The sequence below is a fragment of the Streptomyces racemochromogenes genome (assembly GCF_039535215.1).
In the GTDB taxonomy this organism is placed as follows: domain Bacteria; phylum Actinomycetota; class Actinomycetes; order Streptomycetales; family Streptomycetaceae; genus Streptomyces; species Streptomyces racemochromogenes.
In genome coordinates, this window is sequence record NZ_BAAAWT010000001.1 from 7,127,168 (window position 1) to 7,153,527 (window position 26,360).

The window sequence follows — 26,360 nt, forward strand, 5'->3', positions numbered from 1 at the left end:
CGCTCCCGCTCAACTCGCCGATCCCGTACCCGCCCAGCCTCCCGGACCGCCGTCCCGTCACCCCATCCGGCAGCCCCCCGCCCCGCCGCGGGGGTTTTCCCCCTTACCGCAGCCGCTCGGCGAACACCCGGGCCCGCCCGAGCCCTTGCGGCAGGCCCCGTACCAGGGCGGTCAGGGTGGGGCGGAGCCTGCCGTAGGAGAGGCCGGAGCCGAATCCGACGGGGGCGGCGGCCACCCGGCTGCCCGCTACTGCCCGTAGTACGTGTCGAACGAGGCGACCCAGAGCGCCGACAGGGGCAGTACGGACAGCTGGACGACCGCGGTGGTCCAGCACCGCCCGAGCAGCGCGGCGGCGCCGCTCCACCAGGCCGCCGAGCGCAACAGGCCCACCATCTGCGCCTGGTAGCCCTGGCCGGCGGGATCCATCATCCCCGGGTACCCCATCCACTCCTCGGTGAAGATGCCGTCCGCGCCGAGGACCACGACGGCCGACACCAGCCACAGGTCGCCCAGCAACGCCCCCACGGCGAGCGCCCTGTCGAAGCGGAGGAACGCGGGGGCCGGGAGCACCAGCCGGGCGACCGGGCTCCCGTCCGCCCGCGCCCACCGCTGCCCCCGGCCCCGCCACAGCACCGAGACGGCGTAGCCCAGCCCGACGAGGGCCATGGCCCAGCAGCACAGGAAGGCCAGGCTGAAGAACAAGATCGCAGCACCCATGCCCCACCAGATGCCACCCCCACCGGACCGGTTCCCTCCGCCTCCCCGCCCCGGAACCGGCGAAGCCGTGGATCGCGGCCGAGCCCCGGTGCGACCCTTCGCACATGACGACGAGGCGACGGACCCAGGCCGAACGGGACGCGATGACGGTGGAGATCGGCTACGCGCTGCTGACCGCGTGCCTCCTCGGGGCGGTCGTCTTCGCGGCGCTCGTGTGGCCGGCCGCAGTCTGGCACCTTCCGCCCGCGACCGAGCGGATCCTCCTCACCGCCGGCGCCGTGATCGCCGGAACGCTCGCGGTGCTCCGCGTCATCCACGTGCTGTGGCGGTACGATCGCCAACGCCCGAGCAGGACGACCCGGCCCGGTGACCCCGAAACGGGGCCGGAGGCCGGAGGGCGGGGTCAGGCGCGGAAGCGCAGGGGGTGATCCGCCGGGACCTCCACGACGGCGATGCGGACGCCGTCGGGGTCGGCGAGCCACATCTCGACCAGCCCCCAGGGCTCGCGCAGCGGAGGCCGCAGCACGTCGGCGCCCCGGCCGCGCAGCTCCTCGTACGCGGCCCGAACGTCCGCGACCTGGAGCCACAGGCACAGCCCGGGCGCCGGCGGCGCCTCGGCACGCCCCGACAGCTCCAGGAACCCGCCGCCGAGGAAGTACACCGTGCCGCGCTCCGGGCCCGTGCCGAACTCGCGGTACACGGCCAGCCCCAGGGTCTCCCCGTAGAAGGCGCGCGAACGCTCCGGATCGGTGGGGTGCAGCAGAACCCTGCTGCCCAGTACGTGAACCATGCTCCCCGCTCTCCCTCAGGCGCCGCCGCACACCCCGACGCCTGCGACCCTACGCCCCGGCGGCCGGCGGTCAGGCCGGGCGGGGGACGTACGCCAGGCCGTGGGCGCCGGGTTCGCCGAGTCGGGCGACGTCCAGCCGGCCCAGGCGCTCCAGCGTCTCCAGGTCGACGATCTCGACGGTGGAGGAGATGACGCAGGACACGTAGGCGAGCCGGCCGTCGGGGGAGGAGGTGATGGTCAGCGGGAACAGCCCGACCTCCACCTCGCCCACCCGCGCGCGGGTGCCCGCGTCGAACACCGTGAGGAGCCCCGGCGCGTGCCGGCCCAGCTGCGACGCCGGGTCGGCCGCCATGCGCAGCTCACCCGCCAGCAGCCGGCCTGTGGACGTGAGGTGCACCGGCAGGACGACGTTCTCCGTGGGCAGGATGTCGACGACGGACGCCGTCCGGGCGTCGATGACCCGCAGACCGTTGGCCGGCCTCTCCCCGCCCCCGCCCCCGCCCGAGAAGTTCCCGTACGGCGCGGCGACGTACACGTACGCCCCGTCGGCGGACACGGCCAGCCCCTCACTGCCCGGCACCTCGACCTTCGCGGTCAGGACGCCCCGCTCCAGGTCGACGACCGACACGAACGGCGCCTCCTTGTTGGTGGCGTACCCCGTCCGCCCGGCCGGGTCGACGCAGAACCAGTGCGGGCCCGGCGCGTCCGTGTCGATCCTGCCCAGCGGCCGGCGGGTGGCGGTGTCGACCACCACGACACCGCCCGGGCGGTCGTCGCCGCCCTCCACGCTGACGTACAGCCGCCCGCGCTCCGCGTCCAGCGCCAGCCCGTGCGGGCCGTGTTCGGGGGCGAGGTCGACGAGCTCGACGACGCGACGGGTGTCGGGGTCGATGACGGCCAGCTCGGTGCGCCGCCCGCCGTTCGCGTGGTAGTAGCCCGAGTGGTACGTCAGCGTGCACCACAGCAGGCGCTGCCCGGCGTCGAAGCACAACTCGTGCGGTTCGGCGGGGACGTGCACGTCGCCGAGGTGCCGGTCGCAGGCGGCGTCGAAGAACGAGACCGTCGGTCCGCTCTGGCTGACGACGGCCAGCACATCGCCTTCTCGACCGGTACGGGGGGACAGCAGCACAGCGGCTCCTTGAACGGGGTGAAGCGGGAACGCCACGCGTTGTCGCGGGCACCCCCACCCTCCGCGCCGCAGGGGTCCGACAACAATGCAAAGATGGGCACCCAATCATTGCCCCAGGCGAAAAAGCCCAGTTCGGAAGAGGGATGGCGAGAGGTGAAGGACCTCAACCTGCTGCGCGTCCTGGACGCCCTGCTCCAGGACAACAGCGTGACCCGCGCCGCGGAGCGCCTCGGCACCTCGCCCGCCGCCGTCAGCCGCACACTGGCCCGGCTCCGCCGCACCGTCGGCGACCCGCTCCTCGTCCGGGCCGGCCAGGGGCTGGTCCCCACCCCGCGCGCCGTGGAACTCCGCGAGGAGGTCGGCGCGTTGCTGCGCGGCTGCGACAACCTCCTGCGGCCCGGCGCCGGCTTCGACGCCGTACACCTCCAGCGCACCTTCACCGTGCAGGCCACCGACCTGCTGCTGGTGGGGCTGGCCGGGAGCCTGACCGAGCGGATCCACGCCGAGGCCCCGCGGGTGGACGTGGTCTTCCTGCCAGAGGCGGGCGAGGGCGGACCCGGGCTGCGGCAGGGCCTGGTGGACGTCGAACTCGGCGTCCTGGGCCACCTGGACCCGGAGATCCGCACCCGGCAGCTCACCCGGATGCCGCTGGTCGGCGTCGCCCGCAGCGGCCACCCCCTCTTCGGCGGGCGGATCGACGCCCGCCGCTTCGCCGCGGCCGACCACATCGGCATCTCCCGCCTCGGCAAACGCCTCGGGCCCATCGACAGCGCGCTCGCGGAACTCGGCCTGCGCCGCCGCACCGCGGTCGTGGTGCCCAGCCACACCAGCGCGATGATGCTCGCCCGGGACACCGACCTCGTCGCACTCAGCCTCGCGGACTGGATCCCCGACACCATCGAGGCCCTGGGACTGCGCACGTTCCCCGTCCCCCTCGACCTGGAACCCCTCGACCTCGGCATGGCCTGGCACCCCCGCAACTCGGCCGACCCGGGGCACCGCTGGTTCCGCGAACACCTGGCGGCCGCGGTCCTCGCCCCGCCCCGCCGGCCAACCGCCACGGATTGACCGGCCCACGGAAAAGGGGGCGCCCACGGGGCGCCCCCTCCTCATCGGATCCGCCCGCCGGGGCCCTTCTACCCCGCGGCCCCGAACGTCCACACGGCACGGTCGCCCGGCCCGACCACGAGGGTCGAACGGCCGATCCGCTCCTCGTGGCGGGTGAACACCGGGCGGTTGAGGGACATCTCGACCTGGCGCAGCCCCGCCTGCTCACGTGCCACCGGGTCCAGGCGGACGGTCGTACCGCCGCCCAGCGCCAGGACGCTGCCGCCGGGGAGCTCCCGCACGGTGAAGCCGCCCGCCCGGAGCAGCGGCACCGTGTTGGCCAGGTCGCCCGGGGTGATCCCGAGGCGGATCGAGGTCACGTCCTTCATCAGGTGCTCGCGGTAGCCGTCGGACAGGTACCGCTCGCGGCCGACGTCACCGGGGTAGGAGGCCGGCTCGGTGTTGCCGCGCGGGTCGGCGAAGTACTCCGGCAGGTACTCCATGCCCCAGGCGCCGAAGGCGTCGTACGTGCCGTTCGTGAAGACGGCGTCGAACCACGGCACCGGCACCCCGTCGCCGAAGTCGCGGGTCTGCCGGAAGGCGATCGGGTTCGGTACGCCCTGGTCACGCAGGCGGGCCGTGACCGTGGCCAGGTCCCCCGCCCGTTCGGCGGACAGCCCCAGCCCGCCGGCGCCGAGCGTCCCGTCCTGGCCGGGCACGTCACCGACGCCGAACAGTTCGAGGTAGGTCTCCCGGCCCATCAGGTACCGGCCGGTCCAGGTCTCGCCGCCCGATCCGGTCGTGGTGCGGACCTGGAAGTTGGCGAAGTCCCGCAGGTAGGCGGAGTGCTCGATGGCATCGGCGGTTTCCCGGTCGAGCACCCCGTAGGCGTGGTTGTAGAGCAGCAGCTGGCGTCCTGCCGGCGGGGCTTCCTCCTGAGCGGACGCGATTCCCGTGGCACCCCCGACCCATCCGGTCAGTGCCACGACGAGGACCATTAACAGATGCAGTACACGACGATGCGACATGCGCGCGATCGTAGGCCGCGGTGGTGCACGTCCGCCGCCCATTAACCGGCGGGGGAGGGCTGGAAGTGACGGGGGACACCCACCGCACAGGGTCTGACCGGTTACGTGGGGTGACATCGGGGCGGTGTGCCGGTGAGGCGGCCCACAGGACCCAGGTCACATCCGGCCCGGGTTAGTAGCCCGTCCGCCCCGCTCCCGCCCGCGTTTGGGGCCGGGGCGCGGGTCCCGGTGTGCGAGGGCGGCTAGTAGGCGGGGGCTTTGCCAGGGCGTCGGGGGCCTGGCTAACTGGGTGATGTCGCCGAGGCGGCCGGGGCGCGAGCCCCCCGCCGGCAGAGCCCCTCCCACCTGTGTGAGTGGTTCACGCATGTCTTCGGCATGCGGCGGCCGTCCTTGTTCCCGTCGGAAGGTTCCTCCGTGTCCAACGCTGTCATCCGCCGCATCGCCGCTTCGAAGAAGGCTCTGGCCGGTTCCGTGCTCGCCCTGGGTGTCGCGGGTTCCGTGCTCGCCGCCGTTCCGGCGCAGGCGGCTCCGACGGGCGCCAAGGCGATCGCCCAGCAGATGATCAAGGACCCGGCCCAGTTCGCCGCCTTCGACAAGATCGTCACGCATGAGAGCGGCTGGGACTACACCGCCACGAACTCCTCCTCCGGCGCCTACGGCCTGGTCCAGGCGCTGCCCGCGTCGAAGATGTCCTCCGCGGGCTCGGACTGGAAGACCAACCCGGCCACCCAGATCAAGTGGGGCCTGGACTACATGAACGAGCGCTACGGCAGCCCCGTCGCGGCCTGGAACTTCTGGCAGGCCAACCACTGGTACTAGACCACCGGTGACGCACACCCCCCGGCAACGCCCGGCCGAGACCCTCGGCCGGGCGTTCCGGCGTGCCCGGCGCGGTCAGAGGCGCCGCAGGTGCCGGGTGAACAGCGTGCGGGCCCGGTCGAGGTCCTCGGGGGAGGCCGCACCGCGCTTGGGCAGTACGAAGAAGAACTCCATGCTGCCGGTCAGGACGAACAGTTCGGGCGTCTCGAACCACCAGGGGTGGGTGTTCCAGCCCTCGGTGACGGTCCGGCCCGACGTGCCGGTGGTGGTCAGCCCGTCCTCGTCGACCGTGGTGACGCACGCGCCGTGCTCCGCGTGGGCGGCGAACTGGTCGCGCGTGCGGTGCCGGCGGCCCCACTGGCGTACGACGACCACGGCGATCGCGCAGAGGGTGCCCGCGATGACGATCTGCGTTTCGTCGAAGTGCCACTTCCACGCCCGGACGGCGAACGCGACGGCCGCGGCAGCGCCGAGGAACGGCAGGTACCTGGTGAGCCCCGGCCAGGTGGCGAGGGTGTACCGCCACAGGGCCGTGTCGTAGTCCGCCGCGGCGGGGGTGTAGTCGAACCGTGCGGCGCGGACCGGGGCATCGGTTCCGGCCAGCCCGGCTTGATTCATGTCCATGACAGCGGAGGGTACGGTACGGGACCGGGGGCGGGCCGGTGCCCCTCGCGGACCTCCCGGGACCCCCCACCCGGCCGGCCGGCGAGGTCCTAGAGTGTGCGCGTGACCGAGCAGAACTCCGAACTCATCGCCGGGCGCTACCAGCTGCTCGAACGCATCGGCCAGGGCGGCATGGGCCGCGTCTGGCGCGGCGCCGACCAGCAGCTCTTCGGGCGCGAGGTCGCCATCAAGGAGATCCTCTTCCCGCCCGGGCTGGATGAGGGCGACCGGGCCGGCCTGCTCGGCCGCTTCACCGCCGAGGCCCGCGCGGCGGTCACGATCAGCCATCCCGGGATCATCACGGTCCATGACGTCGTCGAGCACCACGGCGCCCCCGTCATCGTCATGGAGTACATCCGGGGCGAGTCCCTCGCCGCGGCCATCCGCGGCCGGGGACGGCTGTCGGCGGAGCGGGTGGCGGAGATCGGCTCCGCCCTGCTCGACGCACTCGCCGAGGCGCACGGGGCACGGATCGTCCACCGGGACATCAAGCCGGACAACGTGCTGCTGACCAAGGACCGCGTGGTCCTCACCGACTTCGGCATCGCCCATCTCGCGGACGCCACCACCCGGCTCAGCCACAGCGGGATCGTCATCGGCACGCCGCAGTACATGGCCCCCGAGCAGCTGGAGGGCAGGCGTCCGACCCCCGCCAACGACCTGTGGGCCCTCGGGGCCACCCTCTACCACGCGGTCGAGGGGCGGCCCCCGTTCGAAGCCGAGGGCCTGCACGCCCTGGCCGTCGCCGTCTTCACCCGCCCCCACCGGCCACCGGTCCACGCGGGCCCGCTGGCCCCCGTACTGGACGCCCTCCTGACCAAGGACCCGGAACGGCGCATCGGCCTCGCCGAGGCGTCCGAGCTGCTGGCGTCGGTACGGCGGGGCACCCGGCCACGGCCTGGCCCGACCGCCCCAGGCACCGAACCGGACGGGACGACCCGGGACGAGGCGACCGCGGACGAGGCGCGCCCCGACGAGTCGGCCCCGGACGCGGTAGCCCCCAGCGAGGCGCGCCCCGACGAGACGTCCTCCGACCCGGCAGTCCCGGACGTGGCAGTCCCGGACGCGGGTCGCCCCGACGAGTCGGCCCCGGACGCGGTAGCCCCCAGCGAGGCGCGCCCCGACGAGACGTCCTCCGACCCGGCAGTCCCGGACGTGGCAGTCCCGGACGCGGGTCGCCCCGATGAGACGGCCCCCGGGCAGGCGACCCCGGACGCATCGTCCCCCGGCGGGATCCGCCCCGAGGGGGACGGCAGCTTCGGCCCGCCCGTGCCGGACCGTCCGACCGTCCCGGCCACCGCCGTACCCCGGGCCGGGGACCTCGTCACGCTCGGCCCGACGGAGCCCGACCGTCCCGGCGAACGGGCGCCGGCCCGCCCGCGCGCCCTCGGCAGGCGCTTCGCCGTCTGGGGCGTGGTGCTGGCCACCCTCGCGGCCGGTTCCGCCCTGACCTGGACGCTCAACCGCGACCACTCCTCCGGCAGCGGCAGCGGCAACGGCGGGGGAGCGGGAGCCGCCGGGGGCGGTTCCGCCGCCTCCTCCGTCACGGTGGTGATCGGAGTGGACGCGCCGCTCAGCGGCGACCTCTCCTCCTTCGGCGCCGGAATCAGGAACTCCGCCGACCTCGCGGCCCGTACCGCCAACCGGACGCGGCACGTGCCCGGGGTGAAGTTCGAGATCAAGGCCCTGGACGACGAGGCCGCGCCCGCGAAGGGCGCCCCGAACGCCGCCCGGTTCGTCGCCGACGAGAAGGTGCTGGGCGTGGTCGGCCCGTTCACCTCGGCCGTCGCCCGGACCTTCGTGCAACCCCTCGCGCGGGCGAACCTGGTCAACGTGTCACCGTCGAACACCGACCCCGCCCTCACCCTGGGCCCCCAGTGGGCCAAGGGCACCGCCTCCCGCCCGTACGGCACCTACTTCCGCACCGTCGCCACGGACGTCGACCAGGGGCCGTTCGCCGCCCGCCACCTGCACGACGAGGCCGGGAAGACCAGGCTCTACGTCGTCGACGACTCCAGCGAGTACGGCTCCGGCCTCGTCTCCGGGTTCACGGCCGAGTTCAGGAAGCTCGGCGGGAGCGTCGTCGGCGCGGACCACGTCGATCCCGCGCAGAACGACTTCTCCGCCCTCGCCTCCAAGGTCCGCGCCTCCGGCGCCGAGGCCGTGTACTTCGGCGGCTACCACACCACCGCCGCACCGCTCTCCCGGCAGCTGAAGGAAGCGGGGGTGACCGTACCCCTGATGGGCGGTGACGGCATCTTCGACCAGCAGTTCCTCGCGGCCAACCCGAAGGCCGAGGGCGACCTCGCCACCAACATCGGCGAACCGGTGGAGCGGCTCGCCCGCGGGGAGGCATTCCTCGCCGACTACCGCGCGGCCGGCTACCCGGAAGCGGCGGGCGCCTACGGCCCCTGCGCGTACGACGCCGCCTGGGCCCTGGTCGAAGCGGTGAAGGCCGTGGTCGCGGCCAACGGCGGCACCCTTCCGGCGGACGCCCGGGCGAGGATGGCGCGGGCGGTGTCCGGGCTCGGGTTCGACGGCGTCACCGGCCGCGTGGCCTTCGACGAGTACGGGGACACGCGCAACCGCCGACTGGCGGTGTACACGGTCACGGGCGGCACGTGGACGACGGTGACGAGCGGCCCCCGCACCCCCTGACCGCCACCCCTGCCCGCCGCTCCCCGGCGCCCGCCCTCACCGCAGCACGGCCGCCAGCAGGTCGGCCCCCAGCGCCGACAGGTCCGACAGGTTGAGGCTGTACCGCACGTACCGCCCCTCCCGGCGGGCCGTCAGCAGCCCCGCCCGCCGCAGGAGGGCCACGTGCCGGGACACCTCCGGGGGCGTCAGGTCCCAGGCGTGGGCCAGTTCCCCGTTGGTGTGCGGGCCGCGGGCCAGGGTGCGTAGCAGACGCAGCCGGGCCGGGTGGGCGAGGGCCTCCAGCCGCAGGGTGACCGTCTCCAGGGAGACCGGGTCCGACGGACCGGGCGCCTCCACCGGATACTGGACCACCGGCTGCCAGCCGGGCGCGTGGACCATCGCCAGGTGCGGCCGGCCGAAGACGCTCGGAATGAAGGTGACGCCGCTGCCGTGGGCGGTCGTGGCCTTGTCCAGCAGCTTGTCCACGAGGATGGCGCCGCCGTCCGCGGCCAGGGTGACCGCGCCGGAGACCGAGGCGAGGGCCGCCCCGAGGCCCTGGCGCCTCAACAGGTCGTTCTTCAGCCGCAGGTCCGTGGCGAGCCTGACGGCGGCGTCGGCCCAGGCCGCGTCGAAGAAGGCCTCGGCACAGGCCTCCAGGGTGTCGCGGACGCGCGCCCGTACCGCCGTCGGGTCCGAGAGCAGCCGCTCCGCGAAAGCCTCCTGGCGTACGCCCCGTGCCTGGGCCAGCTCCAGGGCCAGGTCGCGCGCGGCGCCGTCGGTGAGGGGGGACGGGGAGGTGAGGTGGATCCGGTTCCCGCACGTGGTGACCAGCGCGGCGGACACGTACCGCTCGTCGTCGATCCGGTCGACGTCGTCCAGTTCCTCGCCGAGCGTCGCCCGGGGCCGGGCCGGCAGCATGAAGTCGGCCTGGGACGTGCGCCACAGGAACTCCGCCTCCCGCAACCGCTCGGCCAGCCCCGGCCGCAGCCCGGCCCACACGTCGGAGGCCCACGCGGCGAACTCGGGATGGTGTCCCGGTTCGGCGAGCACGTGCAGCATCGCGGTCAGCTCGGCCAGCGGGGACGCGGCGAACCGCAGCCCCTCGGACGGCATTGCGCCGATGTCAATCCTCAACGTCATCCGCACATCATCCCCGCCCCGCCGGACAGCCCCGGCGACTGTTGACGATCTCCGTCAACCGACGTGCCCGGCCGGGCCGGTGAACCCACCGTTCAGCCCATGACAGCCACGAGCGCCCCCGCCCCCGCCACCACCCGCAAGCCGCGGCCCCGCGCCGTCCTGCGCGCCTGCGGCGGCCCCCGCTACGCCGTCGCCCTGGCCGTGGACGCCCTCGGCACGGGCCTGCTGAGACCCTTCCTCCTCCTGTACGGGGTGACGGTGCTCGGCCTCTCGGCGTCGGCGACCGGCCTGGCCATGACGGCCGGCATCGTCATCGGCCTGCTGTCCACGCCCGCCGTCGGGCGATGGCTGGACCGCGGCGCGCGCAGCACCGTCGTCGCCGCGTCGATGCTGGTGCGCGTGGTGGGCGTGGCCGTGCTGGTGGCGACCCCCGAGGGCCGCGTCTGGCCGTTCGCCGCGGCCGCCCTCCTCCTCGGCATCGGCAACCAGGCCTGGCCGGCCGCCCACGCGGCGCTCGTCGCCACCCTCTCCCACGGCCGCGAACGCGACACCGCCCTCGCGGCCGGCCGTGCCCTGCGCAACGCGGGACTCGGGATCGGGGCGCTCCTCGCCATGGCCTGCCTGGCGGGCGGGACCTCCGCCCTGCGGGCACTGGCGGCCGTCACGGGACTGGCGTACCTGGCGGCAGCCGCTCTGGCGTGGTCGGTGCGGGTACGCGCGGAACGCGAGCCGGCCCGGCCGGACGCACCGGCGGGGCACGAGGACGCCCCGCCCCGCATGCGCGCCCTGCTGGCCGCCAACGTGGTCTACGTCTTCTGCCTCAACGTCCCCGAGATCGCCCTCCCGCTGGTCCTGCTGACCCAGCTGCACGCCTCACCGGTGTGGTCGGCGGCGATCTTCGTGGCCAACACGGTGCTGGTGGTCACGCTCCAGGTCCCGGTCACCGTCCTGATGTCCCGCTACGCCCGGCGCACGGCGCTGGCCGTCGCCGGCGCCGTCCTCGCCGCGTCCTACGCGGGCTTCCTCGCGGTGACGTCCCTGGGCGGCGGGGCGGGCGGCGGATGGGCCGCCCCCGCCGTCGCCGCCGTCTCCGTCGTCTGCACCCTCGGCGAGATCGTCTACGCCGGCAGCGCCACCGCCCTCGTGACGGCCCTCGCCCCGCCCCGCGTCCTCGGCCGCACCCTGGCCCGCTTCGAACTCTCCACCGGCTTCGGCCTCGCCGTGTCCCCGGCCGCCCTCACCGCCCTCGCCCCCCACGGCCCGGCCGCCCTGTGGGGCACCCTCGCCGGCGCCACCCTGCTGTCCGCCGCTGCCGTAGCCGCCGAGAGGGATCAGACGGGAGTTTGACGGCAGACCCTAGCGCCCGCGGGCTCCGGACGCCGCTCCCCTGAGGGGCGGCGTGTCCAGTCCGGCGCCGTCCCGGAGGCCCTGGAGGAACGCCCCCACGGCCTCCGTGGACGTACGGGCCGGCACCCAGCCGAGTTCGTCCCGCGCCCGGCCCGCGTCGAGGAGCGGCAGCCGCAGGACGGCGTCCAGCAGCCCGGGAGCGGCCGGGGCGAGGTGCATCCTCCAGGCCGCCGCCAGGGCCGCACGCGCCGCGGCGGCGGGCAGCGGCACCGTACGGGCCCGCAGCAGCCCCGCCACGGCCGCCGTGTCCAGGACCGGATCGGCGACGAGGTTGAACGGCCCGCGCACCGGGCGCACCACGGCGGCCCGGTACGCCTGAGCGGCGTCGTCGGTGTGCAGGGCCTGGAAACGGAGCCCCGTGACGGCGGGCAGGGCGGGAACGAAGCCGGGGCGGATCAGCCGCCAGGGCAGCAGCGGGCCGGCGAAGATGCGCCGCTGCTCGGACGCGGACGTCGCCTTGAAGAGGAAGGCCGGCCGCATCCGGACCACCCGCATGCCGGGGTGGGACAGCTGGTGGCCGTCGAGGTAGCGCTCCAGGTACGCCTTCTCCCGCGTGTAGGCGGCTCCGGGCCAGCCGTGCGTCGGCCAGGACTCGTCGACCGGCCGCCCGTCCGCGGGTCCGGGGGAGTACGCGCCGACCGAGGAGGCGTACACCAGGGCGGGGACCCCGGCCCGGGCACAGGATTCGAAGACCCTGACGGAGCCCAGCACGTTGGTGCGCCAGGTCTCCACGGGGTCGTGCGTGGGCTGGAACTTCCACGCGAGGTGCACGACGGCGTCCGCGCCGGCGAACAGGGCGGCGAGGTCGGCCCCGCCCGGGTCGACGTCCGCCTCCGCCCAGTGCACACCGCGTATCTCCAGGCCGGGCCGACGGCGGGCGACGCCCAGCACGTACGTGACCGCCGGGTCGGACGCCAGGGCGCGGACGACGCTCGTGCCGGCGTTGCCGGTGGCGCCCGTCACGACGACCCTCATGACGCCCACCCGGCCCGGCGAAGGCGGATCCGGATCATGTCACCAGCTCCCGTCGAACGGTTTCCGAGGACCCGCGCCTTCCCCGGCAGGAGGCGGAAAAACGGACGGGGCCCGGATCGCGTCGCCGGCCCGCGACCGTCCGGGCGGGGCGTGGCCCCCGGGGCACGGGGCAGACGCAGGGGGAACCGAGCCCGGACGAGCGAGACGAGAACAGGAGCGCCCCCATGACGTCCTACGGATACTTCCTGGCCAGCGAGGAGTTCACCCCGGCCGAACTGCTCGACCAGGCCCGTCAGGCCGAAGCCGCCGGATTCACCTCGCTGGCCATCTCCGACCACTTCCACCCCTGGAACGACGCCCAGGGCAACAGCCCGTTCGTCTGGTCGGTCATCGGAGCCCTGTCGCAGACCGTCGACCTGCCCGTCACCACCCTGGTGACCTGCCCGACCGTACGCATGCACCCGTGCATCACCGCCCAGGCCGCGGCCACGTCGAGCGTGCTGACCGGCGGCCGGTTCCGCTTCGGCGTCGGCACGGGAGAAGCACTCAACGAACACGTCAACGGCGACCCGTGGCCGCCCTTCGACGAACGCGCCGACATGCTCCGGGAAGCCGTGGAGGTCATGCGCGAGCTGTTCGGCGGAGACCGGGTCACCCACCGCGGCAGGCACTACACGGTCGAGAACGCCCGCCTGTACACCTGCCCCGAGTCCCCGCCCCCCGTGTACGTGTCCGGGTTCGGGCCGAAGGCGGCGGCGATGGCGGCGGAGATCGGCGACGGCTACGTCCTGATGGGACCCGACCGCGAACTGGTCGACGCCTTCCGCGAGGCCGGCGGGACGGGCAAGCCCGTCATCGGCGGGCTGAAGGTGTGCTGGCACGAGGACCGTGACGAGGCCGTGGACACCGTCCACCGCCTGTGGCCGAGCGAGCAGCTGCCCGGCGAACTCGCGCAGATCCTCCCCACCCCGGCCCACTTCGAGCAGGCCGCCGAACTCGTCACCCGCGCCCAGGTGGCGGAGTCCACCCCCTGCGGGGACGATCCGGCCGAGCACATCGCGGCGATCGAACGCTACGTGGACGCGGGCTTCGACGAGGTGTACGTGGGCCAGATCGGCCCCGACCAGTCCGCGTTCTTCGACGCCTACCGCACGACGGTCCTCCCCGCCCTGGCCCACGGCTCCGCCGGATCCGCCGAGGCGGCTTAGGGACGTAGGGCGGCGGCCTCCAGGAGCCGGCCGGGGAGGTAGGGGGACCTGACCCGGACGTCCCAGCCGCGCCGGCGGGCGTGACAGGCCAGCGCCAGGACGTCCAGGCTGACCGCGGCGTCGGGCCCGTCGGCCCGGTCGGCGACCTGGAAGTGGTCGCGGTGGGCTTCGAGGGCATCGGCGAGGGCCAGGTTGAAGCTCTCCTCGTCTCCGCCGACGAGCTGCGACAGCAGGACGGCCGGGGGCGCCGGGACGGCCGAACCCCCGTCCTTCCCTGCCTCCCGCAGGGCCCGCTCGGTCGCCGGCCCCGCGTCCGCACCCCGCAGGTGGGCGTGGAGGGCCTCCCGGTACGCGGCGAACCGGCCGGTGTCCGGCCTGACGGCGGCCGGGCCGGCCAGGACCAGCGGGGCGAGGTCCTCGCGTTCGCCGGTGATCAGCGCGAGCGCGACGGCCTTCGCCCAGGCGCCGGCGCCCGCCTCCCGGCTCCGCTCGGCCGGGTAACGCAGGGTCCGCCCGGCGATGGCCACCTCCGTCACGGTGCCCGGCTCGGCCAGGGCCACGCGGAACAGTGCCGCGCCGGCCCGGGAGGCCAGCCGCAGGTTCTCCCACTGGGCGTCCGTCACGTCGTCGGCCAGCGCCGCCCGCCCCTTGAACAGCATGTCCTGGTCGCGCAGGACGTCCCCGAGCCGCCAGGCCGACGGCGCCGCGCCGTCCGCCGGATCCAGCGCCTCCCGGGTGCGGCGCTCGGCCCGGGCCCGGGTCTGCGCGGTCATGGGCCACTCCTGCACCGGACGCCCGACGGCCAGGGGCCCCGCCGCCAGCGCCGCCACCGCGTCCGGCCGGCGGTCCCGGCCGAACCCCCCGACCCGCGGGCCCGCCGTTGCGAAGCCGTCGACCAGGGCCCCGGGGAGGTAGCCGGTGTCGAGAGCGGGCGCCCAGCCCAGGTTCCGGTACGCGAGGGCGGCCAGCCCGAGCGGCACGAGCGGCAGCAGGCTGCTCGGTGCACTCCCCGGGCCGGACAGCTCGCGGTGCGCGGCCAGCAGGGCGGCCATGCCGGAGTCGAACGCCTCCCGGTCCTCGGCCGCCAGCGCCCGCAGGGTGCGCAGGGCCACACCGTGCGGCCGGTCGAGCAGGCCCCCGCAGCTCTCCTCCGCCCGCGCGCGCGGCCGGGCCGGCGCGGCGTCGACGGCGGCGAGTTCCGCCGGGGCGCCCGCCGGCCGGCCCCCGTCGTCCCCGGTGTCACCGAAGACCACCGCCATCAGGCCCGTGGCGAACTCGCCCGCCGCATCCGCCACGGCCCGCCCCGCGAACTTCCGCCGGGCGGAGCGGAAGGCCTCACCGTGCCGGCCGGCCCGGCCGGCGAGGACCGCGAGGCACAGGGCGTCGGTCCACGCGGCGGCGCCGACGCTCTCCTCGGGGCCGTCGGAGGCGTCCTCGTCGCAGGGGTCGTAACTCATGCCGAAGCCGACGTAGTCGAGGAACACGGAGAAGGGGCGGTGCGGGTGGCAGCCCGCGAAGGCGACGGCACCGGCCGCGGCCTCGGCGGCGGCCCGGACGACGGCCTCGGCCTCCGGCGTCCGCAGGTCCGGGCTCTCCACGGACAGCGCGCCCAGGTAGTCGAGGAACTCGCCGGAGATCGCCCGCCACTCGTTCGTGGCCATCCGCCCGGCCCTCGACATGGACCGGACCCGCCCGCCGATCCGGTCCACGAAGTCCTCGCGCGCCGCGGCGACGGCCGCCCCGTCCACCTGATGACGCTCGATCCGCACCGCACCGCTCCCCACACCCGAGTCCCTGCCGGCAGCGTAGACAACGGCTCCGACAGCGTGCCGGATCGGGTGGGGGGCCTCCGGTCTAGGCCAGGACCTTCCGCAGGGCGGCGAGCGCGGTGCCGAGTTCCTCCTCCGTGATGCTCAGCGGCGGCGCCAGCCGGATCGTGGAGCCGTGCGTGTCCTTGACCAGGACGCCCTCGGCGAGCAGCCGTTCGCTGATCTGCCGTCCCGTACCGAGCGCCGGGTCGACGTCCACGCCCGCCCACAGGCCCCGCGCCCGGTAGGCCGTGACGGCACCGCCCGCGCGGCCGATCTCGGCGAGGCCCTGGCCGAGCACGGCTCCCAGCGCGGCGGCGCGCCGCTGGTACTCACCGGTCTCCAGCAGGTCCAGGACGGCCGAACCGACGGCCGCCGCCAGGGGGTTGCCGCCGAAGGTCGACCCGTGCTCGCCGGGCCGCAGGACGCCGAGCACCTCGCGCCGGGCCACGACGGCGGAGACCGGGACGATGCCGCCGCCCAGGGCCTTGCCCAGGAGCAGGACGTCCGGCACGACCGACTCGTGGTCGACGGCCAGGGTGCGGCCCGTGCGCCCCAGGCCCGACTGGATCTCGTCGGCGATGAGGAGGCACCCCTTGCGCCGGGTCAGTTCCCGCACCCCGGTGAGGTAGCCGTCGCGTGGGATGAGGACGCCGGCCTCGCCCTGGATCGGTTCGATCAGCACGGCGGCCGTCGTCTCGTCGACGGCCGCCTCCAGCGCGGCCAGGTCGTCGTAGGGCACGACACGGAAGCCGGGGGTGAAGGGGCCGAAGCCGGCTCGGGCCGTCCCGTCCGTCGAGAAGCTCACGATGGTCGTCGTACGGCCGTGGAAGTTGCCGTCCGCCACCACGATCGTCGCCCTGTCCGGGGCGACGCCCTTGACCTCGTACGCCCACTTGCGGGCCACCTTGACGGCGCTCTCCACGGCCTCGGCGCCCGTGTTCATCGGCAGCACCATGTCGAGTCCGGTGAGCTCGGCGAGGCGCTCGGCGAAGTCGGCCAGCCGGTCGCTGTGGAAGGCGCGCGAGGTGAGCGTGACCCGGTCGAGCTGGCGGTGCGCGGCGTCGACGAGGGCGGGGTGGCGGTGCCCGAAGTTCAGGGCGGAGTAGCCGGCCAGCATGTCGAGGTAGCGGCGGCCCTCGACGTCCTCCACCCAGCTGCCCTCGGCACGCGCCACGACCACGGGCAGCGGGTGGTAGTTGTGCGCGAGGACGGGTTCCTCGGCGCGGATCAGTTGTGCCGACGAGCGCGTCGCGGCGGTGGAGGCGGCAGTGGCGGGGGCGGTGGTGGTCATGAGCGGATCTCCAGGGTGCAGCACTTGATTCCCCCGCCGGCCTTGCGGAACTCCGACAGGTCGACGGGGACGGGAACGTATCCGCGGTCGGCGAGCCGGTCGACGAGGCCGCGGGCCTGCGGGGCGACGAAGACGTTGCGGCCGTCCGACACGGAGTTGAGGCCGAAGGCCAGGGCGTCCTCCTCGGTGGCGATCACCGCGCGCGGATAGAGCCACCGCAGGACTTCGCGGCTGCCGGGGGAGAAGGCCGCCGGATAGTACGCGACGTTCCCCTCGCCGCCCCCACCGCCCGCGGGGTCCTCCTCACCGAGGAAGAACAGCGCGGTGTCCAGGTGGTAGAAGCGGGGGTCGGTCAGTTCGAGCCCGATCACCGGCCGGCCGAGGAACTCCTGCACCTCGCGGTGCGCGGCCCGCTCGGTCCGGAAGCCCGTCCCGGCCAGCACGAACCGGCCCGCCGGAACGAGGTCGCCCTCGCCCTCGCAGACCGCGGCCGAGCGGTGGACCTCGTAGCCGGCGGCCTTGAACCAGGCCTCGTACGCGGCGGACTCTGGCCGGCGCTCGGCCGCGTGGAAGGAGGATCCGAAGACCCGGCCCCCCGAGACGAGGGCCGCGTTCGCCGCGAACACCATGTCGGGCAGGCCCGGCACGGGGGCGACCGTCTCGACCGTGTGCCCGTGGGCGCGGTACGCCTCGACCAGGGCCCGCCACTGCTCACGGGCCAGGGGTACGTCGACCGGGGTGCGGACGTCCATCCACGGGTTGATGGCGTACCGGACGTCGAAATAGCGGGGCTCACACATCACATAGCGCCGGGAGCGCCCTGAGGGCGCTGCCGGGCCTACGGCTTCTCCGGCTTCTCCGGCTGCTACGGGTCCTGAGAGTCCTGCGGGCACAGGGGTTCCTCCGCTTCCTGCGGTGACGACGGGGGAGTGGCCCCACCGTAGGAAGCGACAGGTCAGCGCGACAAGAACGAAGCGCTGCGCATCGGAGCAGGAATCCTGCGCCCACGTCCCCCTCAGAGCAGGATTGCTGCGCCGTCGGCCGCCCGAGCGGCGGCCTCGGCCGGTGCGGAGGCACTGGCCCCGGCCTCCGGGCTCTCCGGCAGCAGGTGCGACAGCACCATGTAGCTGATCGTCTTGCGGATGAACGGCTCGCTGCGGATCCGCTCCAGCACCTCCTCGAAGTGCTCCACGTCGGTCGCCCTGACGTGCAGCAGCGCGTCGGCCGCGCCCGTGACCGTCATCGCCGCCGCGATCTCCGGGTACTTGCGCGCGACTTCCGCGAGGCGCCGGGGCGGCGCCGCGCTGTCGCAGTACACCTCGATGTACGCCTCGGTGCGCCAGCCCAGCGCGGCCGGCCGGACCGTGGCCCGGAACCCCGTGATCACATCGGCCCTGCGCAGCCGGTCCACGCGCCGCTTGACGGCGGTCGCCGACAGGCCGACGGCCGCCCCGATCTCGGCGAAACTCGCCCGGGCGTTGTCCATCAGGGTCGCGACGATCTGCCGGTCGAGTTCGTCGAAGGGGGTGGACCTGGTGCTCATGGAAGGTCATCTTCTCCTCGTGCGGCCCCGGACGGGGGCCGTGCGCGCCCACTCTGCCGCAACGGCGGCCCCGGCCGTGACGGCGGCCGCGACGGCCCCGGCCCCCCGTCGGCGTTCAGTGGCCGCCGAAGGCCTTCACCAGGGCGACGGCCAAGCCGATCCCGGCGTCCACGGCCCCGGCCAGGAGGGCGGCGAGGGTGCCGCCGCCCATGCGCACCCCGCCGTAGAAGCCCCAGACGAACAGGCCGGTGACGCTGACCGCCGCCGCCGCGAGCAGCGCCGTGTCGACGCTCATCCTGCCCAGCGCGGCGGCGGCCACGAGCACCAGCGGGCCCACGGCGGAGAGCAGCAACGGGCTGCTGACGGACAGGATCCCGCGCAGCTCGTGGCCGGTGGCGAGCCGGCCGTGCACCACGCGGTGGGCCTGCTGGTCGGCCACGACCGCCGCCAGCCACAGCCCGACGGCGGCGGTGAGCAGCGTGGCGGCCGCACCGGCCGCGTCCACGTGCCCGGAGGACCGCAGCCCGATGACCACGGAGATGATCGTGATCGTCGCGTAGATGCGCTCCTTGAGGCGGGCGGCGACGAACCGCGGGTCCCCCGCCGGACCGGCGGCACTCTCGTGATCCATGAGGGCACCCTAGGCCGTGTCTTGCGGATCTCGCCTGACCCGCGCCGCCCGGTGGCTTAACCGGCGAGATCCGAAAGACGCGGCCTGGACGAGGACTCGGGTAGCCTCGGGTAATTCCCCGGCCTCCCCTCCGAACGGCACGTCACCTGTGAGCACACCCACCAGCACCGAGGACCCCACGCCGCGGGCACAGGGGTCCGGGAAGTCCGTGCGGCGGCCGGGCGGCACGTGTCCCGGCCGCCGCATACGCCCCCGGGGGATCGTCGACCTCCGGGGCGGGGCCGACGGTGACGTCAGGCTCTCCTACCCGCCCAACGCGGCCGTCGTCGTCGCCGGACTCCCCGGCAGCGGCAAGAGCACCCTGCTGCGCGCGTGGTCCCCCGCCGCCGCGGTCGTGGACCCCCGCGCCACCCGCACGGCCTTCGAGTCGCGGATGCCCGCCTGGCTCCCCTACGCCGTGTACCGGCCGTGGGCACGGCTGAGCCACATGCGGTGGATGGGCTCCCAGATGCGCCTGGGACACCCCCTGCTCATACACGACTGCGGCACGAGGCCGTGGATGCGCCGCTGGCTCGCGTACACCGCCCACCGCGGCCGCCGCCCCCTGCACATGGTCGTGCTCGACGTCGGCCCCCAAGAAGCCCTGGCCGGGCAGCACGCCCGGCGGCGGCTCGCCTCACCGCGCGTCTTCACCATCCACCGGCGGGGGCTCGCGAGGCTCCTGGCGCGCATCGCGCGGGACGGCCTGCCCGCGGGACAGGGCATCGGCTCCGTGGTCCTGCTCGACCGCCGCCAACGGGACCGCGGCGCCGCCTCGGTGGACTTCGACGACCGTCCCGGGCTCGTGGAACCGGCCCCGCCGTCCGCCAGGAGCTCCCCGTGAAGCCCCCCGGGATCCTCCCGGAGCTGGAAGCGCGGATGGCCGAACTCCGCACGCCGGGGCGGGTGTACGCGGCGGCCGGGCGGTTCACCGAGCCGGAGCCCGACCTGCCCGAACTGGCGGACCGGATCCGCGCCCTGCTGGCAGCGGCGGCGGCCGACGATGCGTGGCGGCGCCACCTGCCCGGGTACGTCCCCCCTTCCGTCCCGCGGCTCTGCGCCGCCCTGGAGCCGCTGGAGCCGCACGAGGCCGCCGGCTTCCTGGCCCGGCTCGCCGCCGAGGACCTCGTGTGGCCGTCCCACCGGCACCTGCCCGCGGACACCGCCGGGCGCGCGGCGGACCGGGTGGTGTCCCTGCTCGGAGCGGAGGGCAGCTGGTGGACCAACCACGACGCCGCGTGCGGCGCCGTGAACGGCCTGACCCCGGTGTTCGACAGCCTGCTCGCGGGGACGGACGGCGAGCACTACGCCCTGGCGCTGCAGCTCGCCGACGACTGAGGGCCCCGGGCCCCCGGCGCGAACGTTCCGGGGGCCGCGCCCCTGGAGGGCGACGGGCCGCCGCTCATCCGGTCCCGGTGCGGGCCCGCTTGCGGTATCCGTCCAGGACGTCCTGGCGGAGCAGGAAGGCGAAGCCGGCCGCTTCCAGCCGCAGCCCCAACTGGGCGGTCTCGATTCCGAGGTCGGCCGCCGTGGCGGGGAGGTGCCAGTCGTGGGCGGCGAGCCGGTCGAGCAGGTGGCCGCGGCGGACCTGGCCCTCCGACAGCCGGAACGACTTGAGGTAGGCGATCCGGCCGCTGTCGTCGGTGATGGCCTCCCCGATGTGGTTCTCCTCCTTGGGACGGAACGGCGGCCGGAAGCGCGCGAGCGTGAAGCGTCCCATCCGGTAGACGTTCTGCCAGGTGTACGCGTGCCCCAGCAGTCCGGCGGCCATCGTCGTGTCGTGGAACCGCGCCCACGCCTCCTCCTGCTCGCCGGCCGCCCCGCGCAGGTCGTCCAGGGAGCCGATGCGCGAGTCGGCGATGCGGGCGCGGAAGTCCGGGACCGGGAGCACCAGCGTGGCGTAGTGGTGGATCAGTTCGCCGTACAGGTCCTGCAGGAGCGTCGCGTGCAGTGCGCGGTAGTCGTCGGGATGCGGGACCGCGAACGCGGCCGCGAGCGCGTCGGCGACGTACACCATCACACCGCACTGCCCGGGGTGGATCTCGAAGACGCGCAGCGCGTCGGCGAGTCCCCGCACCTCGTTCCCCGCGTAGGCCTCCTCGGCCCGCGGCGAGAGGCCCTGGCTGACCGCCCGGTGCGACCACTCCTCCCAGGCGATCGTGGGACCGCCGGAGTGCAGCGCCAGGTAGCCCTCCAGCGACAGGTGCAGGGGGAGGAACCGCAGCCGGTCCTTGGCCTGGCGGCGGGCCGTGCGGCGGTGGAAGCGCAGGCCCATCGTGGCGGCGGGCACCTGGTCGCGGTCGGCGCACAGCTGTGTGCCGTAGGCGGCCGCCGGCGTGCCGTCACGGGTCCACGTGGCGACGAACCCGTGCGGGACGTACGACAGGCAGGCGCGGCGCGGGCCGACCTCGACGAGGCCGGCCGTGTCGTCGCCGTAGAGCTCGGCGTGCAGCCGGAGGTCGCCGATGGGCTCGTCGCGGACGAGCGGGACCAGGCGGACGGCACCCCAGACCTGGGCGGGGCGGGCGGCGAGACCGGTCAGGTCCAGTGGGGTGCTCATCGTGCCCCTTCCCGGTCGTGTCCGGCCGTCATGAGGGCCGCACGGCTGTCCATGTACGCGGTGAGTTCGGCCAGGCCGGTGCGGCCTTCCGCGAACTGGGCGAGTTCCACCAGGGCCGGAAGGTCCTCGGCGTCCCGGATGCCCGCGGTGGGCACGGTGGCGGAGAGCCGGCGCACGTCGAAACCGGCCGCGTCGTAGACGGGGTTGAGGTGCACGACGCCGGTGCGGCGCCCGGGGTCGAGCCGGGTGCGCCAGATGCGCAGCACTTCGCCCGCCAGGCCCGGAGGCGCGTTGTCCCATCCGTCGGAGACGATCACCAGCCTGGCCGGGCCGGTCTCCAGCGCGTCGAGGATCCGCCGCCCCAGCGGCGTCGGCCCGTACGGGTACGCCAGCAGCGCGTCGGTCCGCCCGGACGTCCACAGCGCGGTGTAGTCGCCGGCGAGGGCCGCGAGCAGGTGGTGGCAGGCCAGTGCCACGGCCAGCGGCCGCCGGCGCTTGTGGGCCGAACCGAAGGAGGAGAAGCTGTCGTCCAGGACGGCGGTCACCTTCCCCCAGGTTCCCCGGTGGGCGCCGGCCACCCGGCCGGCGGCGGTCTCCAGGGCGCGGGTCAGTTCGGCCCGCCGGCGCAGCCGGTCCTCCAGCGGCAGCGACAGCACGTAGGCCGCCAGGCGGGTCAGCGGCATCCCGGCCAGGTCACTCCGCACCGCCGTGGCCCCACGGGCCCGGGCGGACTCCTGCAGCCGCAGGGTCTCCAGGCGGGTCAGCCGCGGGGCCATGCGCTCCAGGAAGACCTCCCGGGGTATGCCGTGCCGGGCGGCGAACCCCTCAGCGGCCGTGTACGGCAGCTCGTACAGCGCCCCCTTCTCGTAGTGCGCCCGGCGCCACGTCTCCAGCAGGGGTGCCGAGTAGCGCGGCCGGGAGTGCGGCGCGAACAGGAACGTGCCGAGTTCTTCCGGGGCGTTGGAGGGGGTGAGGTGCGCGTGGCGCAGGACGCGCTTGAGGCCGCTGCGGTACTTCACGGCGTCGAACGCCAGATCTTTGCGGCAGACCAGCCAGTCGCGCACGATCGCCCGGGTGCGCCGGTTGTTCACCCCGGCCCGGCGCAGGGCGTCGAAGAGCCCGTACACGCGCTGCGGCGGCAGCGCCGCCAGCCGCGCCGCGATCAGCCGGCCCTCGCGGCGGCGCTGGTCGGCGCCGGCCTCCCCGGCGGTCTCCAGGAGCCGCCGGACGATGAGCACCGCGTTGTGGTCGTTGATGTCGAGGGCGAGGACCCCGGCGTACAGGTCGCGGTAGTTGCCCAGCATGTACGCGTGGAGGAAGTCGAGGGACATGCGCTGCTCGTCCGCGTCGTCGCGGAACTCCCGCTGGCCCGTGGAGGTGATCGCCGCGTTGACGAAGAGCAGTACGTCTTCTGCCGCGACGAGGTCTGCGTACGAATCCATTTCCGCTCTCCCCCCGAGGTGGACGCCGGCCGGGGAATGGGGGCACGAGCTGCGAATCATTGCTTCAGAGGCAGGTTCCGGAAGTCGCACCGGAGTCCCGCGGCCGGCAAGCAGGACGGTAACAGAGCGGGCGGCGAGCGCTCCACCGACTTCCCCCGGGCGTTCCCGCCGGGGCGTACGCGAGCGCGTGCGTCCGCCGCCGCACGCCCGGCGCATACCACCGGCAGGCCCTCCGGAGACCGCTTCGGGCGCGTCAGCAAGGGCCGCACCGCTTAAGGGTGATTGTCACTCTATTCCCGCTAAGGGATGGCTGGCGTAGGTTGGTTGAAGTTCGCGTGCTTATGCTTCACCCGCTATGACGGACAGCCAGACACACCGCGCGTTACGCGCCTCAGCCGACGTGGTCGTCCTCGGTGCGGGTCCCGCCGGGCTCGTCCTCGGAAACCTCCTGCTCGCCGCCGGGATCGACTGCGTCATCCTGGAACGCGCCCCCTCCTCCCGCGTCCGGACCCGCGCCCGCGCCGGGTTCTTCGCCCCGAACACGGTGCGGATCCTGGACGGCCACGGCCTCGCCGACGGCCTCCACCAGTACGGCCGCCCGCACGGCACCTGCGAGTTCCGCACCCCCGAAGGGCGGTTCCGCCTCGACTACGGGGCCCTCGGCCGGGGCGAGCGGCACCACGTCTACCCGCAGCAGCACCTCGTCACGGACCTCCTGCGGCACTACCTCGCCCGCGGCGGGCGCATCCACTTCAGCACCGAGGCGCTCGCCGTCCACGACACCGGCACCGCCCGCCCCGGCCTCACCGCACGCGACCCCGAAGGCCGGACCGTCCAGTGGACGGCCCGCTACGTCGCGGGGTGCGACGGCCGCCACGGTGCGGCCCGCCGCTCCCTGCCGATGGCCACCGTCCACCACCACGACCACGGCGTCACCTGGCTCGGCCTGCTCGCCCAGGCCCCCGCGAGCCTCGACGCCGTCGGCTACGCCCTCCACGACCGCGGCTTCGCCGGACACATGGCCCGCACCCCGGAGGTGACCCGCTACTACCTCCAGTGGCAGCGCGGCGACGCCGCCGACGCCTGGCCCGCGCAACGCATCTGGGACGAGCTCGACATCCGGATGCACGCCCCCGAGTACGGCCCGCTGATCCGCGGCACCCTCCTGGAGCGCGGCCTCTTCGACCTGGCCTGCGACGTGGTCGAACCGCTCCGCCACGGCGCGCTGTTCCTGGCCGGCGACGCGGCGAGCGTGCCGGCCCCGGCCGCCGCCAAAGGCGCCAACCTGGCCGTCCTGGAGGCCGAGATCCTCGCCGAGGCGCTCGTCGACGCCCTCACCCGCGCTGACACCCGGGGACTCGACGCCTACTCGGACCGGTGCCTGGCGTACATCTGGAGGGCGCAGGAGTTCACCGGCTGGATGACCCGGCTCCTGCACGCGCCACCCGAGGGCGACGCGGACGCCGGATCGTTCTTCCAGGCCGCCCGGCGACGCTCCCGGATCGCATCGCTGCGCACCTCGCGCATCCACCAGGACTGGTTCGCCGAGAACTACGTCGGCGTCTGATTCCCCCGCGTCCCGGACCGCCGCGTCCCGGCTCCGCCTCCCCGTGCTTCCCGCCTCCCCGTGCTTCCCGCCTGCCCGGCTCCGCCCTCACCCGCCCCACCCTGACGTGCCCCGCCCCGACCCGCACCGGCCCGAGGACATTCCCACGATGACGACGACGCTCGCCGGCGAAACGATGCTGCCCGGCGAAACGATGGTCCCCGACGAAACGATGCTCCCGGACGACACGGCCCGCCTGCGCGCGGCGGCCGCCTTCGTCCGCGAGCACGACAGCACCACCCTGCTGCCGCTCCTCCTGCCCGGCATCGACGGCGCGGACCTGCGGACCCTGGCCGAGCGCTGCCGCTTCGCCCACGCGGGGATGCTCCTCTTCCCGCCCGACGCGCGGAGCCTGCGGGCCCAGCTCGAGGCGTGCGGGCTGGCGGCGGACACCCCCTCCCACCCCAGCGTGGTCGTCCGCGACCGCCTGGCCCGGCGCCACCGGCGCGACCCGGCCGAACTCGACGTCCGGATCCTGCGCCCCCCGGTGCTGAGCGCCGCCGGAGAACGCCGCGCGGTCGAGGTCTTCGCCCTGATCGTGCCCCCGCACTCCACCCTGGAGCCCGTCGCCGCCCACGAACGGACCCGCCGGCACGAGGCGCACCTGGCCTTCGAGATCGAACGCCCGGACCCGCTGGTCCTGCGCGGCCTGTGCGCGACCCTCGCGCGCCACGGAGCCCGCCCCGACGGCGGCGGCCACAACCCGCACGAGAACGGGACGGTCCTGTACTTCACCACCCCCGCCGACTCGTCCTGCGGCTACCGGCGACTGGAGCTCTACGCCCACGGCGACCACCGCGGCGTCCTCGCCGACCACCTCCGCCACCAGGACGAACGGCAGCCCGCCGAAACGCTCCTCCACCTGCTCACCGGGGCGTGGGCCACCCAGGCCCTCGCCTCCTTCGCCCGGCTGCGCCTGCCCGACGCCATGGACACGCGCACCGCGCGCCGTACGGAGGACCTGGCCCGCCTGACGGCCACCCATCCCCGCGCCCTCGGCTCCCTCCTGCGGTACCTCGCGATGCTGGGCGCCGTCACCCACGACACGGGTCCGGGCCCGGAGGAAGGATTCCGCCTCACCGAGCTCGGAGCCCTGCTCCGCACCGACGAGCCCGCGTCGATGCACCCCCTGGCCCTGATGTACGGGGGCCCGTTCTACCGCTCCTTCGGCGCCCTCGACCACGCCGTACGGACCGGACTGCCGGCCTTCGACCACCTCTTCGGCGAGAACCACTTCGACCACTTCGCCCGCGATCCCGAACTCGCCGACCTCTTCGACCGGTCCATGGCGGCGAGCGCGCGCATGTTCCGGCCGCTCCCCGCGCACCCGGCCGTCACCGCCGCGGCCCGGGCGTCCGCCACCGCCACCGTCGTCGACGTCGCGGGCGGCAACGGAGAGCTCCTCGGCCAGATCCTCACCGCCCACCCGGGCCTGCGCGGCGTCCTCCTCGAACGCCCGCACGCCGTCGAGGCGGCCCGCCGCCTTCTCGACGCCGCGGGCTGCGGCGCGCGCTGCGCCTACCGTGCGGGCGACTTCGCCGACGTGCCGGCCGACGGGGACGTCTACCTCCTCTCACGCGTCCTGCACGACTGGGACGACGACCGCTGCCGGGAGATCCTGCGCCACTGCGCCCGCGCGATGCCCGACCACGCCGACCTGCTCATCGTCGAGCGCGTCCTGCCCGCGGACGGTTCCCCCTCGCTGGCCACCGCCTGGGACCTGCACATGCTCTGCAACGTGGGCGGCCGTGAACGCACCGCCGCCCACTACGGCCGCCTGCTGGCGGACGCCGGCCTCGACCTCCAGGACCACACCCCGCTGCCCCTGGACGCGCACGTCCTGCACGCCCGCAAGACCGCGCCCCGCCCCTGATGGG

The 26,360-nt window shown here is 74.7% G+C and carries 25 protein-coding genes; 10 read left to right on the forward strand and 15 right to left on the reverse strand.

Annotated elements, in window-relative coordinates; genetic code table 11:
- Window positions 1-103: 103 nt before the first annotated feature.
- Both ABD973_RS33065 and ABD973_RS33070 read right to left on the reverse strand, forming a co-directional pair.
- Window positions 104-235: a hypothetical protein gene (locus ABD973_RS33065; RefSeq protein WP_345503938.1), complete on the reverse strand. Its 132-nt coding sequence runs from the start codon at window positions 233-235 to the stop codon at window positions 104-106.
- A gap of 11 nt (window positions 236-246) precedes the next feature.
- Window positions 247-717, reverse strand: coding sequence for a hypothetical protein (locus ABD973_RS33070; RefSeq protein WP_241253091.1), 471 nt, complete (start codon window positions 715-717; stop codon window positions 247-249).
- 104 nt (window positions 718-821) lie between these two features.
- On the opposite strand from ABD973_RS33070, the gene ABD973_RS33075 reads away from it, so the two are divergent.
- Window positions 822-1,145, forward strand: coding sequence for a DUF6332 family protein (locus tag ABD973_RS33075; protein WP_345503941.1), 324 nt, complete (start codon window positions 822-824; stop codon window positions 1,143-1,145).
- On the opposite strand, the gene ABD973_RS33080 is transcribed toward ABD973_RS33075, so the two are convergent.
- Window positions 1,121-1,507, reverse strand: a complete 387-nt coding sequence (locus ABD973_RS33080; protein ID WP_345503943.1) for a VOC family protein — start codon at window positions 1,505-1,507, stop codon at window positions 1,121-1,123. The genes ABD973_RS33075 and ABD973_RS33080 overlap by 25 nt on opposite strands.
- 70 nt (window positions 1,508-1,577) lie before the next feature.
- Window positions 1,578-2,636 carry a YncE family protein gene (locus ABD973_RS33085; protein WP_345503945.1) on the reverse strand — a complete coding sequence of 353 codons (1,059 nt, stop codon included), beginning with the start codon at window positions 2,634-2,636 and terminating at the stop codon, window positions 1,578-1,580.
- 153 nt (window positions 2,637-2,789) lie between these two features.
- Between ABD973_RS33085 and ABD973_RS33090 the strand changes: the two genes are divergently transcribed.
- Window positions 2,790-3,704, forward strand: a complete 915-nt coding sequence (locus ABD973_RS33090) for a LysR family transcriptional regulator (RefSeq protein ID WP_345503947.1) — start codon at window positions 2,790-2,792, stop codon at window positions 3,702-3,704.
- 68 nt (window positions 3,705-3,772) lie between these two features.
- Here ABD973_RS33090 and ABD973_RS33095 read toward each other — a convergent pair whose 3' ends face one another.
- Window positions 3,773-4,687: a DUF5829 family protein gene (locus ABD973_RS33095; protein ID WP_345504837.1), complete on the reverse strand. Its 915-nt coding sequence runs from the start codon at window positions 4,685-4,687 to the stop codon at window positions 3,773-3,775.
- Between the two features lie 438 nt (window positions 4,688-5,125).
- Between ABD973_RS33095 and ABD973_RS33100 the strand changes: the two genes are divergently transcribed.
- Window positions 5,126-5,530: an aggregation-promoting factor C-terminal-like domain-containing protein gene (locus ABD973_RS33100; protein ID WP_468621963.1), complete on the forward strand. Its 405-nt coding sequence runs from the start codon at window positions 5,126-5,128 to the stop codon at window positions 5,528-5,530.
- A 75-nt stretch (window positions 5,531-5,605) separates the two neighbouring features.
- Here ABD973_RS33100 and ABD973_RS33105 read toward each other — a convergent pair whose 3' ends face one another.
- The gene (locus ABD973_RS33105; RefSeq protein WP_345503949.1) at window positions 5,606-6,154 is read right to left on the reverse strand and encodes a hypothetical protein; all 549 of its coding nucleotides are present in this window, start codon (window positions 6,152-6,154) and stop codon (window positions 5,606-5,608) included.
- Between the two features lie 102 nt (window positions 6,155-6,256).
- Between ABD973_RS33105 and ABD973_RS33110 the strand changes: the two genes are divergently transcribed.
- The gene (locus tag ABD973_RS33110; RefSeq protein ID WP_345503950.1) at window positions 6,257-8,851 is read left to right on the forward strand and encodes a bifunctional serine/threonine-protein kinase/ABC transporter substrate-binding protein; all 2,595 of its coding nucleotides are present in this window, start codon (window positions 6,257-6,259) and stop codon (window positions 8,849-8,851) included.
- A gap of 36 nt (window positions 8,852-8,887) precedes the next feature.
- Here the strand turns inward: ABD973_RS33110 and ABD973_RS33115 are convergent, their stop codons facing one another.
- Window positions 8,888-9,970: a helix-turn-helix domain-containing protein gene (locus tag ABD973_RS33115; protein ID WP_125819750.1), complete on the reverse strand. Its 1,083-nt coding sequence runs from the start codon at window positions 9,968-9,970 to the stop codon at window positions 8,888-8,890.
- A 99-nt stretch (window positions 9,971-10,069) separates the two neighbouring features.
- On the opposite strand from ABD973_RS33115, the gene ABD973_RS33120 reads away from it, so the two are divergent.
- Window positions 10,070-11,317, forward strand: coding sequence for an MFS transporter (locus tag ABD973_RS33120; RefSeq protein ID WP_125819749.1), 1,248 nt, complete (start codon window positions 10,070-10,072; stop codon window positions 11,315-11,317).
- 9 nt (window positions 11,318-11,326) lie between these two features.
- On the opposite strand, the gene ABD973_RS33125 is transcribed toward ABD973_RS33120, so the two are convergent.
- A complete protein-coding gene (locus ABD973_RS33125) occupies window positions 11,327-12,352 on the reverse strand; it encodes an NAD-dependent epimerase/dehydratase family protein (RefSeq protein ID WP_345503954.1) in 1,026 nt (341 codons plus the stop codon).
- Window positions 12,353-12,576: 224 nt separating this feature from the next.
- On the opposite strand from ABD973_RS33125, the gene ABD973_RS33130 reads away from it, so the two are divergent.
- Window positions 12,577-13,560, forward strand: coding sequence for a TIGR03557 family F420-dependent LLM class oxidoreductase (locus ABD973_RS33130; RefSeq protein ID WP_125819747.1), 984 nt, complete (start codon window positions 12,577-12,579; stop codon window positions 13,558-13,560).
- On the opposite strand, the gene ABD973_RS33135 is transcribed toward ABD973_RS33130, so the two are convergent.
- From ABD973_RS33135 to ABD973_RS33155, 5 genes are all read right to left on the reverse strand, one after another.
- Window positions 13,557-15,329: an immunity 49 family protein gene (locus ABD973_RS33135; RefSeq protein ID WP_345503956.1), complete on the reverse strand. Its 1,773-nt coding sequence runs from the start codon at window positions 15,327-15,329 to the stop codon at window positions 13,557-13,559. The genes ABD973_RS33130 and ABD973_RS33135 overlap by 4 nt on opposite strands.
- Window positions 15,330-15,414: 85 nt before the next feature.
- Window positions 15,415-16,662, reverse strand: coding sequence for an ornithine--oxo-acid transaminase (gene rocD, locus ABD973_RS33140; RefSeq protein WP_125819746.1), 1,248 nt, complete (start codon window positions 16,660-16,662; stop codon window positions 15,415-15,417).
- Window positions 16,659-17,462: a dimethylargininase gene (gene ddaH / locus ABD973_RS33145; RefSeq protein WP_125819745.1), complete on the reverse strand. Its 804-nt coding sequence runs from the start codon at window positions 17,460-17,462 to the stop codon at window positions 16,659-16,661. The genes rocD and ddaH overlap by 4 nt, the downstream gene beginning before the upstream one ends.
- A gap of 215 nt (window positions 17,463-17,677) precedes the next feature.
- On the reverse strand, window positions 17,678-18,205 hold the full coding sequence (locus ABD973_RS33150; RefSeq protein ID WP_125819744.1) for an Lrp/AsnC family transcriptional regulator: 528 nt from the start codon (window positions 18,203-18,205) through the stop codon (window positions 17,678-17,680).
- A 115-nt stretch (window positions 18,206-18,320) separates the two neighbouring features.
- Window positions 18,321-18,836, reverse strand: coding sequence for a hypothetical protein (locus ABD973_RS33155; RefSeq protein WP_125819743.1), 516 nt, complete (start codon window positions 18,834-18,836; stop codon window positions 18,321-18,323).
- Between the two features lie 148 nt (window positions 18,837-18,984).
- Between ABD973_RS33155 and ABD973_RS33160 the strand changes: the two genes are divergently transcribed.
- Complete coding sequence (locus tag ABD973_RS33160; protein ID WP_125819742.1) at window positions 18,985-19,719, forward strand: AAA family ATPase; 735 nt, start codon at window positions 18,985-18,987, stop codon at window positions 19,717-19,719.
- Window positions 19,716-20,213: a hypothetical protein gene (locus ABD973_RS33165; protein WP_125819741.1), complete on the forward strand. Its 498-nt coding sequence runs from the start codon at window positions 19,716-19,718 to the stop codon at window positions 20,211-20,213. The genes ABD973_RS33160 and ABD973_RS33165 overlap by 4 nt, the downstream gene beginning before the upstream one ends.
- A gap of 64 nt (window positions 20,214-20,277) precedes the next feature.
- Here ABD973_RS33165 and ABD973_RS33170 read toward each other — a convergent pair whose 3' ends face one another.
- Together ABD973_RS33170 and ABD973_RS33175 are read right to left on the reverse strand one after the other, a co-directional pair.
- The gene (locus ABD973_RS33170) at window positions 20,278-21,435 is read right to left on the reverse strand and encodes an ARPP-2 domain-containing protein (RefSeq protein ID WP_345503962.1); all 1,158 of its coding nucleotides are present in this window, start codon (window positions 21,433-21,435) and stop codon (window positions 20,278-20,280) included.
- On the reverse strand, window positions 21,432-22,877 hold the full coding sequence (locus ABD973_RS33175; protein WP_345503965.1) for a hypothetical protein: 1,446 nt from the start codon (window positions 22,875-22,877) through the stop codon (window positions 21,432-21,434). The genes ABD973_RS33170 and ABD973_RS33175 overlap by 4 nt, the downstream gene beginning before the upstream one ends.
- Window positions 22,878-23,232: 355 nt before the next feature.
- On the opposite strand from ABD973_RS33175, the gene ABD973_RS33180 reads away from it, so the two are divergent.
- Together ABD973_RS33180 and ABD973_RS33185 are read left to right on the forward strand one after the other, a co-directional pair.
- Window positions 23,233-24,444, forward strand: coding sequence for a 4-hydroxybenzoate 3-monooxygenase (locus ABD973_RS33180; RefSeq protein WP_345503967.1), 1,212 nt, complete (start codon window positions 23,233-23,235; stop codon window positions 24,442-24,444).
- A 148-nt stretch (window positions 24,445-24,592) separates the two neighbouring features.
- Window positions 24,593-26,356 carry a methyltransferase gene (locus ABD973_RS33185; protein WP_386382277.1) on the forward strand — a complete coding sequence of 588 codons (1,764 nt, stop codon included), beginning with the start codon at window positions 24,593-24,595 and terminating at the stop codon, window positions 26,354-26,356.
- Window positions 26,357-26,360: the final 4 nt, after the last annotated feature.